12 protein-coding genes and 1 tRNA gene are annotated in these 14,368 nt (G+C 70.7%); 7 read left to right on the top strand and 6 right to left on the bottom strand.

From position 1 onward, the window contains the following. Window positions 1–7: 7 nt before the first annotated feature. The 4 genes from efeB (at window position 8) to FVS66_RS03675 (ending at window position 4,794) form a co-directional block, all read left to right on the top strand. The gene (gene efeB, locus FVS66_RS03690) at window positions 8–1,252 is read left to right on the top strand and encodes an iron uptake transporter deferrochelatase/peroxidase subunit (protein ID WP_149179512.1); all 1,245 of its coding nucleotides are present in this window, start codon (window positions 8–10) and stop codon (window positions 1,250–1,252) included. A 35-nt stretch (window positions 1,253–1,287) separates the two neighbouring features. Then, on the top strand, window positions 1,288–2,226 hold the full coding sequence (pheA, locus tag FVS66_RS03685; RefSeq protein ID WP_149179511.1) for a prephenate dehydratase: 939 nt from the start codon (window positions 1,288–1,290) through the stop codon (window positions 2,224–2,226). Between the two features lie 487 nt (window positions 2,227–2,713). Beyond that, window positions 2,714–3,991, top strand: coding sequence for a serine--tRNA ligase (gene serS / locus FVS66_RS03680; protein ID WP_149179510.1), 1,278 nt, complete (start codon window positions 2,714–2,716; stop codon window positions 3,989–3,991). Then, window positions 3,988–4,794: an HAD family hydrolase gene (locus FVS66_RS03675; protein WP_149179509.1), complete on the top strand. Its 807-nt coding sequence runs from the start codon at window positions 3,988–3,990 to the stop codon at window positions 4,792–4,794. Before serS ends, FVS66_RS03675 begins: the two co-directional genes overlap by 4 nt. 119 nt (window positions 4,795–4,913) lie before the next feature. Here the strand turns inward: FVS66_RS03675 and FVS66_RS03670 are convergent. The 6 genes from FVS66_RS03670 to FVS66_RS03645 all read right to left on the bottom strand — a co-directional run bounded on the left by FVS66_RS03670 (window position 4,914) and on the right by FVS66_RS03645 (window position 10,256). Then, a tRNA-Ser gene (locus FVS66_RS03670) sits at window positions 4,914–4,998 on the bottom strand. Window positions 4,999–5,246: 248 nt separating this feature from the next. Further along, on the bottom strand, window positions 5,247–6,650 hold the full coding sequence (gene lpdA, locus FVS66_RS03665; protein WP_149179508.1) for a dihydrolipoyl dehydrogenase: 1,404 nt from the start codon (window positions 6,648–6,650) through the stop codon (window positions 5,247–5,249). A gap of 116 nt (window positions 6,651–6,766) precedes the next feature. Further along, entirely contained in the window at window positions 6,767–7,489 is a 723-nt protein-coding gene (locus tag FVS66_RS03660; RefSeq protein WP_149179507.1) for an ABC transporter permease, read from the bottom strand. Window positions 7,490–7,504: 15 nt separating this feature from the next. Continuing rightward, window positions 7,505–8,416 (bottom strand): ABC transporter ATP-binding protein, encoded by a 912-nt coding sequence (locus FVS66_RS03655; RefSeq protein ID WP_149179506.1) that lies wholly within the window; start codon window positions 8,414–8,416, stop codon window positions 7,505–7,507. After that, window positions 8,413–9,291, bottom strand: coding sequence for an ABC transporter permease (locus FVS66_RS03650; RefSeq protein ID WP_149179505.1), 879 nt, complete (start codon window positions 9,289–9,291; stop codon window positions 8,413–8,415). The genes FVS66_RS03655 and FVS66_RS03650 overlap by 4 nt, the downstream gene beginning before the upstream one ends. Continuing rightward, window positions 9,288–10,256, bottom strand: coding sequence for an ABC transporter ATP-binding protein (locus FVS66_RS03645; RefSeq protein WP_149179537.1), 969 nt, complete (start codon window positions 10,254–10,256; stop codon window positions 9,288–9,290). The genes FVS66_RS03650 and FVS66_RS03645 overlap by 4 nt, the downstream gene beginning before the upstream one ends. Window positions 10,257–10,481: 225 nt before the next feature. On the opposite strand from FVS66_RS03645, the gene FVS66_RS03640 reads away from it, so the two are divergent. The 3 genes from FVS66_RS03640 to FVS66_RS03630 all read left to right on the top strand — a co-directional run bounded on the left by FVS66_RS03640 (window position 10,482) and on the right by FVS66_RS03630 (window position 14,244). Beyond that, the gene (locus FVS66_RS03640) at window positions 10,482–11,345 is read left to right on the top strand and encodes a M24 family metallopeptidase (protein ID WP_149179504.1); all 864 of its coding nucleotides are present in this window, start codon (window positions 10,482–10,484) and stop codon (window positions 11,343–11,345) included. Beyond that, window positions 11,342–13,111 carry an SDR family oxidoreductase gene (locus tag FVS66_RS03635; RefSeq protein ID WP_149179503.1) on the top strand — a complete coding sequence of 590 codons (1,770 nt, stop codon included), beginning with the start codon at window positions 11,342–11,344 and terminating at the stop codon, window positions 13,109–13,111. The genes FVS66_RS03640 and FVS66_RS03635 overlap by 4 nt, the downstream gene beginning before the upstream one ends. A 191-nt stretch (window positions 13,112–13,302) precedes the next feature. Next, window positions 13,303–14,244, top strand: a complete 942-nt coding sequence (locus FVS66_RS03630) for a MerR family transcriptional regulator (protein WP_149179536.1) — start codon at window positions 13,303–13,305, stop codon at window positions 14,242–14,244. The last annotated feature ends 124 nt before the right edge of the window (window positions 14,245–14,368 follow it).

Raw genomic sequence — 14,368 nt, 5'->3', positions numbered from 1 at the left:
CCTGACTATGAGCGACAACCTGGAGATCTCTAGGCGGCGGCTGCTGGGCACTGTGGGTGCCGCGGGCGCGACCGGACTGGCGCTCGGCGCGGCCGGCGGCGCCGCCACATACGCGTCCGTCGCCGACGAGGCGGGCGCCGGGGGGCCGGCGCTGACGACGGTCGGAGCGACCCGGGTGCCGTTCCGGGGGCCCCACCAGGCGGGCATCCTGCAACCGTTGCAGGCACGCGGCCATGTCGTCGCGTTCGACCTGGCGGCGGGCGCGGGCCGCAAGGAGGCGGTGGCGCTGATGCGCCGCTGGTCGGCGGCGGCCGAGCTGTTGATGGCGGGCGAGCCGGTGGGCGGCGCGGACGCCGGGGTGGCGCGGGACGCGGGGCCGTGCTCCCTGACGGTCACGTTCGGGTTCGGCGCGTCCTTCTTCGACCGCGCCGGCCTTGTGGCGCGGCGGCCGGAGCAGCTGGACCCGCTGCCCGCGTTCTCGTCCGACCAGCTGGACCCGAAGCGGTCCAACGGAGACCTGTGGGTGCAGATCGGCGCCGACGACGCGCTGGTCGCGTTCCACGCGCTGCGCACGATCCAGCGGGAGGCGGGCGCGGCGGCGACCGTGCGCTGGCAGATGAACGGCTTCAACCGTTCGCCGGGCGCGACCGCACAGCCCATGACGGCACGCAACCTGATGGGGCAGATCGACGGCACCGGCAATCCCAAGCCGGCCGAGCCCGGCTTCGACGGGCACGTCTTCGTCTCGCCGGGCGGCGACCAGCCGTGGATGGCGGGCGGGTCGTACGCGGTGGTGCGGCGTATCCGGATGCTCCTCGACGACTGGGAGAAGGTGCCGCTGAAGCGCCAGGAGCAGGTCATAGGGCGCCGCAAGTCCGACGGCGCCCCACTGACGGGCGGTACGGAGACCACGGAGCCGGATCTGGACAAGCTCGGCGCGGACGGCAAGCCGGTGATCCCGGCGGACGCGCACGCCCGGATCTCGGCGCCGGAGCAGAACGGCGGGGCGACGATGCTGCGGCGGCCGTTCTCCTTCCACGACGGGATCGGCCCCGACGGGACGCCGGACGCGGGGCTGCTGTTCATCTGCTGGCAGGCCGATCCGCTGAAGGGCTTCGTACCGGTGCAGCGGAAGCTGGACCGGGGCGACGCGCTGTCCGCGTTCATCCGGCACGAGTCGAGTGGCCTCTTCGCGGTACCGGGCGGGCCGGCGGAGGGCGAGTACGTGGGGCAGCGGCTGCTGGAAGCGTGAACCGTCCGGGGCTCCGGCGCATTAGGGTGACCGGTATGTCGGCCACGCGATTCACCTATCTCGGTCCCGAGGGCACCTTCACCGAGGCGGCCCTGCGGACGCTGCCGGAATCCGCGACGCGGGAGCTGGTGCCGATGGTCTCGGTGCCGGCGGCCCTGGACGCCGTACGGAACGGCGAGGCAGCCGCCGCTCTCGTACCGATCGAGAACTCGGTGGAGGGCGGGGTGACCGCGACGCTCGACGAGCTGGCGTCCGGCGAGCCGCTGATGATCTACCGCGAGGTGCTGCTGCCGATCGCGTTCGCGTTGCTGGTGCGGCCGGGCACGAAGCTGACCGACATCAAGACGGTGACCGGACACCCGGTGGCCCAGCCGCAGGTGCGGAACTGGCTCCGCGACCACCTGCCGGAGGCGCTGTGGGAGTCGGCCGCGTCGAACGCGGACGGCGCGCGGCTGGTGCAGGAGGGGCGGTACGACGCGGCGTTCGCGGGCGAGTTCGCGGCGGCGACGTACGGGCTGGAGGCCCTGGTCGCGGACATCCACGACGCGGAGAACGCGGAGACCCGGTTCGTACTGGTGGGGCGGCCGGCCAGGCCCTCCGCGCCGACCGGGGCCGACAAGACGTCGATGGTCATCTGGCTGCGGGACGACCACCCGGGCGCGCTGCTGGAGCTCCTCCAGGAGTTCGCGGTGCGGGGCGTCAACCTGATGCTGATCCAGTCGCGGCCGACCGGTGCGGGCATCGGTAACTACTGCTTCGCGGTGGACGCCGAGGGCCATATCTCCGACCGGCGGGTGGGCGAGGCGCTGATGGGCCTGAAGCGGATCTGCCCGAAGGTGCGTTTCCTGGGGTCGTATCCGCGGGCGGGTGTCTCGGCCGACCAGGTGCGGGCCCTGCGGCCCGGCACGTCGGACACGGATTTCACGGCGGCGGCGGACTGGCTGGCGCGGTGCCAGGACGGCCGGGGGGCCTGAGGCAGGACCCAGGCCCGAGTTATCCACAGGGCCCCTTCTCAACCTGGGGACAAGTCGACATCGCGGCATACGCCGGGCCTCAACGGACCCGGACAAGGTCGATAAATCGGTGTAGCTACCTCACCGGCGTCCACAGTCGGTTTTGTCCGCCCGCGTCACCCCAATTCCTTTGATCAACCCCTTAGGGCGAGAAATTCCCACCCGAATGAGTGTGTGGAACAGGTTTGATCGGCGAATCCCTCTCCGCACGCACGACTTTCGGAATGATCAATTCAGAAGTCCACATCTCTTCCACACAGCCTGTGGATAACATTTCCGAGCCGGCCCCCTCTGTGGACAAGTGACGCGCGTGGACGGTGCTTTGCCGTTGAATAGCAGACGTTTCATTGCTAGCTTCAATAATTCCGGCAATCAGGACAAAGTGACACGCTGTGGCGCAGTGGATATGCGGTGGGATGCGGTCTGCGCACACCGGTAGCCTGGAGGGGTGATTGACCTTCGCCTGCTCCGTGAGGACCCCGACCGTGTTCGCGCCTCCCAGCGCGCCCGTGGAGAGGACGTCGAGCTCGTCGACGCCCTGCTCTCCGCCGATGAGCGGCGCAGGTCGTCCGGCGTCCGCTTCGACGAGCTCCGCTCCGAACAGAAGTCGCTCGGCAAGCTCATCCCCAAGGCGTCGCCCGAGGAGCGGGCCGAGCTGCTCAAGCGGGCCGAGCAGCTGAAGACCGACGTCAAGGCCGCCGACGCCGAGCAGAACGAGGCCGACGACGAGACCCGGCGCCTGCTGCTCCAGCTCGGCAACATCGTCCACGCGGACGTCCCGGTCGGCGGCGAGGAGGACTTCGTCGTCCTGGAGACGCACGGCACCGTCCGGGACTTCGCCGCCGAGGGCTTCGAGCCCAAGGACCACCTGGAGCTGGGCGAGGCGCTGGGCGCCATCGACGTCGAGCGCGGTGCGAAGGTGTCCGGCTCGCGCTTCTACTACCTGACGGGCGTGGGCGCGCTGCTGGAGCTCGCGCTGGTCAACGCGGCGATCGCCCAGGCGACGGAGGCCGGGTTCGTCCCGATGCTCACGCCGGCGCTGGTCCGGCCGCGCGCCATGGAGGGCACCGGCTTCCTCGGCCAGGCCGCCGAGAACGTGTACCACCTGGAGAAGGACGACTACTACCTGGTGGGCACGTCCGAGGTGCCGCTCGCCGCGTACCACATGGACGAGATCCTCGACGCGGACAAGCTGCCGCTGCGGTACGCCGGATTCTCGCCCTGCTACCGGCGCGAGGCCGGCACGTACGGCAAGGACACCCGCGGCATCTTCCGCGTCCATCAGTTCGACAAGGTCGAGATGTTCTCGTACGTCGCGCCGGAGGAGGCCGAGGCCGAGCACAAGCGGCTGCTGGAGTGGGAGAAGCAGTGGCTGACGTCGCTGGAGCTGCCGTTCCAGGTGATCGACGTCGCCACCGGTGATCTGGGCGCGTCCGCGTCGCGCAAGTACGACTGCGAGGCGTGGATCCCGACACAGGGCAAGTACCGCGAGCTGACGTCCGCGTCCAACTGCGACAGCTTCCAGGCCCGCCGGCTGTCCGTGCGCATGCGCGACGGCAAGAAGGTGCAGCCGCTGGCCACCCTGAACGGCACGCTCTGCGCCGTACCGCGCACGATCGTGGCGATCCTGGAGAACCACCAGCTGGCCGACGGCTCGGTGCGTGTCCCGGAGGCCCTCCGGCCGTACCTCGGAGGCCGGGAGCTGCTGGAGCCCGCGGCCAAGTGAGCCCCTTCCCCTACCGGCTCGTCGCGACCGACCTCGACGGGACGCTGCTTCGTTCCGACGAGACGGTCTCGCAGCGTACGCGCGACGCGCTCGCCGCCGTCACGGAGGCGGGCGCCGCGCACATCGTGGTCACCGGACGCTCCGTGCCCTGGACCCGGCACATCCTCGACGACCTCGGCTACGAGGGGCTCGCGGTGTGCGGCCAGGGCGCGCAGGTCTACCACGCGGGCGAGCACCGGCTGCTGACGTCGGTGACTCTGGACCGGCAGCTGGCGGGGCTCGCCCTGTCGAAGCTGGAGGCCGAGGTCGGCCCGCTCTCGCTGGCCGCGAGCCGCGACGGCCTGGACGGCGATGTGCTGGTCGGACCCGGCTACCGGGTCCAGGAAGGCCCGCTGCCGTACGTCCCGTACAAGGACCCCGCCGATCTGTGGTCGGCGCCGCTCAACAAGGTGTACGTCCAGCACCCCGACCTGGACGACGACGCCCTGGCTACGGTCGCCCGCGAGACGGTCGGAAGCCTGGTGGACGTGGTCATGGCCGGCCCGGGCATAGTCGAGATCCTGCCCCTGGGCCTCACCAAGGCGACGGGTCTCTCCCTGGCGGCCCGCCGTCTGGGCGTGAAGGCCAAGGACACGATCGCCTTCGGCGACATGCCGAACGACATCCCCATGTTCGCCTGGTCCCACCACGGCGTAGCCATGGCCAACGCCCATGACTCGCTCAAGGCCGTGGCCCACGAGATCACGGCGTCCAACGAGTCGGACGGCATCGCGGTGGTGCTGGAGGGCCTTCTCTCCCGCTGAGCGTGGCCGGAGCCGGACAGATACGGCACTGAGCGGGCACCGCGCCGACAGGTACAGCACCGAGCGGGCACAGCGCTGAGCATGTCGGCCTTGTTCTCGCGGCCCGTTCAAGGGCCCTGCGGAGGATGCGCGGATCGAACGCGCGCGGGGGTGACCCCGACCACGGCTTAGCAAGCCGGTGCCTTACCACTCGGCCAATCTTCCGGGAGGGGCGGCCCGCGCATACGCGCGCTCGAAGCGGCCGCCCCCGGGCAGCAGCCGACAGGCGGCTCACGGAGTCTCGGTGGCTACTCCGGTGCCTGCCCCGCGCTGCCCTGCTGGGAGCCCGACGGACTCGTACTCTCCTCGGTCATCGTCGCGCTCCTCCCCGGTCCCTGCGGTGGTCGGTACGTCCACCACTCTGCCGGGGGGCGGCCGCTCCGCGCCAGTGAATTTCCGGGCGCGGAAGGCGCTCAGAAGTTGATCATGTGCCCGGCGAGCCCGTGCACGGCCTCCTTGACCGCCTCGCCCAGCGTCGGGTGCGCATGCACGTTCCGCGCGACCTCATGGACGGTCAGGTCCCACTGCTGGGCCAGCGTCAGCTCGGGCAGCAGCTCGGTGACGTCGGGGCCGATCAGGTGGGCGCCGATGAGCTCCCCGTACTTCGCGTCGCTGATGAGCTTCACGAACCCGGTCGTGTCACCCAGCCCGTGCGCCTTGCCGTTCGCCATGAACGGGAACTTGGCGACCTTGACGTCGAAGCCCTTCTCGCGGGCCTGCTCCTCGGTCCAGCCGAAGCTGGCGATCTGCGGCTGGCAGTACGTCGCGCGCGGGATCATCGGGTACTCGAGCTCCATCGTCTCGGCGCCCGCGATGGTCTCGGCGGCGACCACGCCCATGGCCTCGGCGGCGTGCGCGAGCATCAGCTTCGCGGTCACATCACCGATCGCGTAGATGTGCGGCACCGAGGTCCGGCAGCGCCCGTCCACGTCGATGGCGCCACGCTCGGTGAGCTGGACGCCCGTGGCCTCCAGGCCGTACCCGGAGACGTTCGGGGCGAAGCCGATGGCCTGCAGGACCTTGTCCGCCTCCAGCACCTGCTGGGCGCCGTCCTTACCGGTGACGGTGACACGGACCTGCGGCCCGGACTCGTCGATCGACTCCACCCGGGTCGACGTCAGCACGTCGATGCCGAGCTTGCGGTACTGCTTGGCCAGCTCCGCCGAGACGTCCTTGTCCTCCATCGGTGCCACCCGGTCGAGGAACTCGACGATGGTGACCTTCACGCCGTAGTTGTGCAGCACGTACGCGAATTCGATGCCGATCGCGCCCGCACCCGCGATCACGATCGACTGTGGCAGGTCCTCGGCGAGGATCTGCTCCTCGTACGTCCACACCCGGTCGCTGCGCCGCGTGCCGGGCAGCAGCCGGGGCGTGGCGCCGGTCGCGATGATGCAGCTGTCGAAGCTGATCGTGGCCGTGCCGCCGTCGGACTGAGCCACCTGGAGGGTGTTCGCGTCCAGGAAGGTGCCCCGGCCGGTGAACTCGGTGATCTTGTTCTTCTTCATCAGGAAGTGGACGCCCTTGACACGGCCGTCCGCGACCCGGCGGCTGCGCCGGAAGGCCTCCCCGTAGTCGAAGGAGACCTGCCCGTCGACCTTGATGCCGAACGTCTTCGCCTCATGGGTGAAGAGGTGCGCCAGCTCGGCGTTGCGCAGCAGCGCCTTGGTGGGAATACAGCCGACGTTCAGGCACACGCCGCCCCAGTACTTCTCCTCCACCACCGCGACACGCTTGCCCAGCTGGGCCGCGCGGATCGCGGCGACATAGCCGCCGGGGCCTGCTCCGAGCACGACGACGTCGAAGCGGTCTGACATGGCTTGCTCCCCAGAGTGTGAGTGTGGGTCGTACGGGCCGTGTGGGTGGCGCCCTCGCCCACAGTAATCCCGGCGCGGCCGGACCGCTGCGGCACCGGTCTCCCTGTGGAAAACCCCTACTCCTCACCCGCCAGCGTCAGCGTCCGCAGCTTCCTGCCCGCGTACCAGGTGGCGGCGACGGTGACCACGGTCAGCAGGACCGCCGCGACCGGCAGGGCGACATCCGAGGAGATCAGCCCTTCGCCCCGGGTGGCCTTCTCGGCGACCGCCAGGGCCCACTGCTGGACGCTCAGGGTCCGGGCCCCGTCGATGAGGCTGCCGAACAGCGTCTCCCAGACGAGCGCGTAGACCAGGCCGATGACGACGGCGTGCCGGCTGACCGTGCCGAGGAGGAGGAAGACGGCGCTGTACGCGATCGACGCGACGAGCGCGGCCACGGTGTACGCGACGGCCACCTGCTGCCCGTTGCCGTTGAGGATCAGGCCGGCGACAAGGGTCGGGACGGCCGAGAAGACCATGGTCACTGCGATGGCGACGATCAGCTTGGTGAAGATGATCGTGGGGCGCTTCACCGGCTTGGCGAGCAGATAGACGATCGAGCCGTCGTCGATCTCGGGGCCGATCGCGCCCGTGCCCGCGATGACACCGATCAGCGGCACCATCGTGGCGAGCGCGAACCCGCCGAGGACGTCGGCGGCGATCTGGTCGTCGGCGCCGTTGAAGACGCGGACGGCGACCGAGATGGCCACCAGCAGGACGGGGAGTACGAAGAGGACCGCGGCACGGCGACGGCCCAGCAGGGCCCGGTAGGTGAGCCGGGCGACAGTGGGGTGATACATGGTCGAGGGCTCCCTTCAGGCCGCGACGAGGTAGGAGAAGACCGACTCGAGGGACTCGTCCGAGGGCGAGACCGTCAGCAGCCGGATGGAGTGCTCGCGGGCGACCCTCGGCAGCAGTTCGGTGAAGCGGCCGAAGTCCACCGCCTGGATCCGCAGCGCCCCCTCGGTGACGTCCACCTCGATGCCGGCGGTCGACGGGTCGGCGATGAGCGCGGCGGCGAGTGCCCGGTCGTCGCTGGAGCGGACCAGGTAGCGGTGCGGGCGGTCGGTCATCAGGCGGCGGATGCGCCGGAAGTCGCCGCTGGCCGCGTGCCGTCCGGCGACGATGACCTCGATGTGGGAGGCGAGTTGCTCGACCTCCTCCAGGATGTGCGAGGAGAACAGGACGGTACGGCCCTCGGTGCCCATCCGCCGCAGCAGATCCATCAGCTGCATGCGCTGGCGCGGGTCCATGCCGTTGAACGGCTCGTCGAGAAGCAGCACGGACGGGTCGTGGACGAGCGCGGAGGCCATCTTCACGCGCTGCCGCATGCCCTTGCTGTACGTGGAGATCCTCCGGTCCTGCGCGTACTCCATCTCGACGGTGGCGAGGGCGCGCTGTGCCTCCGCCGCGCCGAGGCCGTGCAGTTCGGCGTTGGCGAGGACGAACTCGCGGCCGGTGAGGAAGTCGTACATCGCCTCGCGCTCCGGTACGACACCGATGTGGCGGTAGACGGACTCGTTGCGCCAGATGGGCTGACCGTCGAGCGTCACGGTGCCGGTGGAGGGGGCGAGGAAGCCGCCCATCATGTTGATGAGGGTGGACTTCCCGGCCCCGTTGGGGCCGAGGAGGCCGGTCACGCCCGGGCCGATGTTCATGGTGACGTCGTTGACGGCCACGACATTGCCGAACCAGCGCGATGCGTGGTCGATGTTGAGGGTTGTCACAGCCCGACCTTTCGGTAGCGGAGCATCAGAGCGGCGTACGAACCGGCGATGAGTCCGAGGACGACCAGCACATAGACCGCGCCTGCGACGGCGTCGGGTCCGGTGTTGCCCGGGAAGGAGGACGCCGCGCCGAGGAAGGCGGTCTGCACGCCGTCGATGAGGGTGATCGGCGAGAAGAGGCCGAGCCAGGTCACGGCGTCGAGGTTGTCGGTGCCCCAGGCGATGGCCTGGACGGTGGAGACGGCGCCGTACGAGATGACGAGCGCCGCGATGACGGCGGCGACGCCGAAGCCCCGACGGGGTGTCAGGGCTGCCAGGACGAGGCCGATTCCGCCGAAGAGGAGCGACAGCAGCGCCACGGACACCAACCCCTGCGCGAAGCCCTCGGTCTGGTCGGAGAAGTCCATCTCGGCGAGCAGCGCCCCCACGTAGAGGACGAGCAGCGGCGCGGCGGTCAGGATGAACAGCGCGGACGCCATCGCGCCGTACTTGGCGAGGACGTAGTCGGCCCGTTCGATGGGGCGGGAGAAGTACAGCGGGACACTCTTGAAGCGCAGGTCGCGGGAGACGGACTGGGGCGCCTGGGAGGCCACGTACAGGGCGATGACCAGCTGCATGAGGATCGCGTAGCGGGTGTAGTCGACGCTCAGGGCGCTGGCCTTGGTGGCGACGGCGACCGCGACGATGATCAGCGCCGGTACGCACATGACGCCGAAAAGGATCATCGGCAGGACCTTGGACTTGGCGCTGCGGCCGAGTCCATAGGCGCCGCGCAGAGACTGCGTGTACAGCGACCTGCGCGCGTAGGCGCGGCCGAGGCGGGGGCCGTCGTACTTGCGGTACCCGATGTTGTGGATCTGCGTCTGGGTACTCATCGGGCCTGTACCTCCAGGGACTGGCCGGCCGCGGCCTCGGGGCGGAACACCTCGGCGATGTGGTGGCGGCGCTGTTCCATGCGGACGAGGCCGAGCCCCAGGTCGGCGACGGTGTCGCGCACGGTGTCGTAGATGTCGTCGCCGGTCGCCTCCATGAGGAGGATATGGCCGGCGCCCGGCAGGCCGTCCTCCACGCGCGCGTGGAGGGTGACTCCGGCGGCGGTGAGGGCGGCGCGGAGGGCGGCGGTGCCGTCGGGGTGTGTGTCGGAGTCGGTGACCTCGACGGCGACGGTCGTCGTGGTCTGCGTGAAGTCGCTGGTGGAGCTGGAGCGCAGGAGGCTGCCGCCGTCGATGACGACGACGTGGTCACAGGTCCGCTCCAGCTCGCCGAGCAGGTGTGAGGTGACCAGCACCGAGATGCCGAAGTCCGTCCAGACGCGGCGGATGAGACCGAGCATCTCGTCGCGGCCGACCGGGTCGAGGCCGTTGGTCGGCTCGTCGAGGAGGACCAGCTGCGGGTCGTGTACGAGGGCCTGGGCGAGCTTCACGCGCTGCTTCATGCCGGTCGAGTAGCCGCCCATGGGGCGGTAGCGCTCCTCGTACAGGCCGACGTGGCGGAGCGTGTCCGCGGTGCGCTCGCGTGCCGCGGCGGGCGGCAGGCCGGACATGCGCGCCATATGGACGACGAACTCGGTGGCCGAGACGTCGGGCGGCAGGCAGTCGTGCTCCGGCATGTAGCCGACGCGCTCGCGGATGGCGGGGCCGCTGGTCGCGACGTCGAGGCCGAGCACTTCGGCACGCCCCTCGGTGGCCGGGGACAGACCGAGCAGGATTTTGATCATGGTGGACTTGCCGGCTCCGTTGGCACCCACCAGTCCGGTCACACCGGGCCCGATGTCCAGGGAGAGCCGGTCGAGAGCGGTCACCCTGGGGAACCGCTTGCTGAGGCTTTCGGTGGCGATCACAGTCACGTTTCGAAGGTAGTGGCGCGGGCCACAGCGAACGTCAGCCCTGGCGGCTGTATCCCTCTCCGACTCGAGGAGTAGGGCCCCGTACGGGAGGCGTACGCGGTCGGGGGTTTTCCACAGGTCGTGCTTGCCCCTTGACGTCGCCGCCGGTCATTGTCACATTCATTGGTGTCAAGTTACGGACGCGTACCGCATTGGGTCGCCTACGGACAGGCGGGTGTCATGGCAGCAGTGACGGCAGCGGCGGAGGTAGGGGCTGGACCGGGCGCGGAGCTGCGCGGGTTCAGGGAGGTGCAGCGCCTGGCGTACGAGTGCGCGGAGGCGGTGGCCGCGCAGCTCAAGCCGGGGGTGACGGAGCGTGAGGCGGCGCGGATGCAGCGGGAGTGGCTGCGGGAGCGTGGGGTGCGCGACTGGTTCCATCTGCCGTTCGCCTGGTTCGGCGACCGCACGGCGTTCGCGAACTTCCGGATACCGCTGCAGTTCTTCCCCACCGGCCGGCGGCTGGAGCCGGGGATGCCGTTCATCCTCGACATGGCGCCCGTGTACAAGGGCTTCACGGCGGATATCGGCTACTCGGGCTGTCTCGGTCTGAACCCGGTGCACGACAGGCTGCTCGCCGATCTGCGGGGGCACCGCGAGCTGATCCTGCGCGAGGTGCGAGAGCGCAGGCCGCTGCGGGAGATCTACGAGGACGTGGACCGGCTCATGGTCCGTCAGGGGTACGCCAACCGGCACCGCGCGTATCCGTTCGGGGTGATCGCCCACAAGGTGGGCCGGGTGCGGGAGCGGCGCTGGTCGCCGACGCTGTTCGGGTTCGGCACACAGGCGCTGAAGGGGCTGGCGGGCGACGCGCTGCACGGGCACCGGGAGGGCTGGTCGCCGCTGTGGTCCCCGTACACGTTCTCCGACCACCCGCCGCAGCCGGGCCTGTGGGCGGTCGAGCCGCATCTCGGATTCCGGGGTACGGGCGTGAAGTTCGAGGAGCTGCTCGTGGTGACCGACTCCAAGGACCCGGAGCAGAGCGCGTTCTGGCTTGACGACGACCTGCCGCACGTGCGGCGCTGGACCGAGGAGGCGGCCGTATGAGTCTGCTGAGGGGTGCGCGGGAGCGCTGGGTTCGTACGGGCGGGATCGAGTTGTGCGTCGCCGAGCTGGGCGACCGCGACCGGCCCACGGTCGTGCTGGTCCACGGCTACCCCGACTCGAAGGAGGTGTGGTCGGAGGTCGCGCTGCGGCTCGCCGAGCGGTTCCATGTCGTTCTGTACGACGTACGGGGGCACGGCCGGTCCACGGCGCCGGTGCCGCTGCGCGGCGGGTTCACGCTGGAGAAGCTGACGGACGACTTCCTGGCGGTCGCGGACGCGGTCAGCCCGGACCGGCCGGTGCACCTGGTCGGGCACGACTGGGGGTCCGTCCAGTCCTGGGAGTTCGTCACGGTGAAGCGCACCGAGGGCCGGATCGCTTCGTTCACGTCCATGTCGGGGCCTTCCCTCGACCACTTCGGACACTGGATCAAGCAGCGGGTCGTCCGGCCCACCCCGCGCCGCGTGGGGCAGCTGCTCGGCCAGGGCGCCAAGTCCTGGTATGTGTACCTGCTGCACACCCCGGTGCTCCCGGAGCTCGCCTGGCGCGGGCCGCTCGGCAAGCGGTGGCCGGCGATCCTCCGCCGGGTCGAGAAGGTGCCGGGCGACAGCTACCCGACGGCGTCACTGCCGACGGACGCGGCGCACGGCGCGTGGCTGTACCGGGACAACGTCCGGGCGCGGCTGCTGCGCCCGCGCTCGGACGCCTACGCGCACGCGCCGGTGCAGCTGATCACGCCGACCGGTGATGTCTTCCTGTCGGAGCGGCTGTACGACGAGCTGGCGTTGTGGGCCCCGCAGTTGGTGCGGCGCACGCTCCCGGCGAAGCACTGGGTACCGCGCACGCGGCCGGAACAGCTCGCCGGGTGGATCAGCGAGTTCGTGACGGCGCACGAGGAGAAGGGCGCGGAGGTACCGGCCCCGGTCGCCTCGGGGCGGCGGTACGCGGACCGGTTCGGCGGGCAGCTGGTGCTCGTGACCGGCGCGGGCAGCGGTATCGGGCGGGCCACGGCGTTCGCGTTCGCCGAGGCCGGGGCGCGGGTCGTGGCCGTCGACCGGGACGCGGAGAGCGCGTCGCGCACGGCGGAGCTGTCCCGGTTGCTCGGAGCGCCCGGGGCGTGGGCCGAGGTGGCCGACGTCAGCGACGAACAGGCGATGGAGAAGCTCGCCGCGAAGGTCGCCGCCGAGCACGGCACGGTGGACGTGCTGGTCAACAACGCCGGGATCGGCCTGTCGGGGTCGTTCTTCGACACGACGAGCGAGGACTGGAAGAAGGTCCTGGACGTCAATCTGTGGGGTGTGATCCACGGCTGCCGGATCTTCGGCAGGCAGATGGCCGAGCGCGGCCAGGGCGGCCACATCGTGAACACGGCGTCTGCCGCCGCCTACCAGCCGTCGAAGGCACTGCCCGCGTACAGCACGTCGAAGGCGGCGGTGCTGATGCTCAGCGAGTGCCTGCGGGCGGAGCTGGCCGGGCAGGGCATCGGGGTCACGGCGATCTGCCCGGGCATCGTGAACACCGGCATCGCGTCGACGGCGCACTTCGCGGGGGTACCGGAGGAGGAGCAGAAGCGGCTGCGCAAGCGCACGTCTCGGCTGTACGGGCTGCGGAACTACCCCCCGGAGAAGGTCGCCGAGGCGATCCTGCGGGCCGTCGTGGAGAACCGGGCGGTGGTGCCGGTGACCCCGGAGGCCCGGGGAGCCCTGCTCATGTCCCGGTTCGCGCCGAGGGCACTACGGGGGATAGCGAGGCTGTCGCCGCCGCTGTGAGGGCGTAGGCGGTCCGGGCGACCACCGCACCGCCGGTGGACACACATGGCGACAACGCGGACCGGCCTCCTGGTACCTCCGCCCCCAGCCGGGCGCGGCGGCGGCCGTACCATCCCTGACAGGACGGCGCGGGGCGGTAAGGAGCGAGTGTGTCCGAGCAGCCGGCAGGCGGAAGACCTGTGGACGAGAAGGTGGCCGGGCGTCCGGCGGCCGAGTACCGGATCGAGGACCTGGCGCATCTCAGCGGCGCCACGGTCCGGACGATCCGCGCCTACCAGGACCGCGGCCTGCTGCCCAGGCCCGAGCGGCGCGGCCGGTCGAACGTGTACGGGGACGCCCATCTGGCCCGTCTCCGGCAGATCGCCGACCTGCTCGACCGGGGCTACACCCTGGCGTCCATCAAGGAGCTGCTGGAGGCATGGGACGCCGGCCGGGGCCTGGGCGGCGTGCTCGGCCTGGTCGCCGAGGTGAACGGGCCGTGGACGGACGAGCAGGCCGACCGGATCACGCGCGCGGAGCTCGACGCCACGTTCGGCGGCACCCCGGACGAGCGGGCCGTCCAGGAAGCCGTCGAGCTGGGTGTGCTGGAGCGTGTCCCGGGGCGGGACGACGAGTTTCTGGTGCCGAGCCCGCAGGAGCTGGCCGTGGCGGCCGAGCTGTACACGGCCGGGGTGCCGCTGCTCGCCATCGCCGGGCACCTCCGGGAGCTGCGCGCCCAGGTGGAGCACATAGCGGCCCGGTTCCTGGAGTTCACCACGGAGCATGTATTCGCCCGCTACCTCGGCCACCGGCCACCGACGGACGAGGACGCGGCCGAGGCGGCCTCGCTGGTGCGGCGGCTGCGGCCGCTCGCCCAGCAGACGGTGGACGCCGAGCTGGCCCGCGCGATGCGGATCTTCGCGACCCGCCACCTCCAGCAGCACCTCACCCCCGGAGGGCCGCCGGCCCGGGACGACGAACACCGGGCCGTCGTCCTTCCCGCCGCGACCGTCCAGGCGGTGCACGGGCTGGTGGGCGCGGCCAACGCCCCGGCGTTCATCGCGGCGGCCGCCGAGCGCGAGGTGCAGGCAAGGACACTGGACGCACTCACCGCGCGGGCCCGGGAAGCGGCCGAAGGAGCCCCAAGCCCCTGAGAGAGGCCGCTAGTTGTCCACAGAATCGCCCATCTTCCTGTGGATAACACGAGTTGATTGTGGACCAAACCTGCTCACGGAATTTTCTGTGGCGGGACGGGCGTGATCCCTGCCACGCTTCCGT

This window comes from Streptomyces sp. TRM49041 (assembly GCF_008271805.1).
Taxonomy (GTDB): domain Bacteria; phylum Actinomycetota; class Actinomycetes; order Streptomycetales; family Streptomycetaceae; genus Streptomyces.
This window is presented reverse-complemented; position numbering and strand designations above follow the sequence as displayed.

Coding starts and splice junctions, on each gene's coding strand:
- efeB (WP_149179512.1), top strand. CDS start 8: ATGAGCGACAACCTGGAGATCTCTAGGCGGCGGCTGCTGGGCACTGTG.
- pheA (WP_149179511.1), top strand. CDS start 1,288: ATGTCGGCCACGCGATTCACCTATCTCGGTCCCGAGGGCACCTTCACC.
- lpdA (WP_149179508.1), bottom strand. CDS start 6,650: ATGTCAGACCGCTTCGACGTCGTCGTGCTCGGAGCAGGCCCCGGCGGC.
- FVS66_RS03660 (WP_149179507.1), bottom strand. CDS start 7,489: ATGTATCACCCCACTGTCGCCCGGCTCACCTACCGGGCCCTGCTGGGC.
- FVS66_RS03650 (WP_149179505.1), bottom strand. CDS start 9,291: ATGAGTACCCAGACGCAGATCCACAACATCGGGTACCGCAAGTACGAC.
- FVS66_RS03640 (WP_149179504.1), top strand. CDS start 10,482: ATGGCAGCAGTGACGGCAGCGGCGGAGGTAGGGGCTGGACCGGGCGCG.
- FVS66_RS03635 (WP_149179503.1), top strand. CDS start 11,342: ATGAGTCTGCTGAGGGGTGCGCGGGAGCGCTGGGTTCGTACGGGCGGG.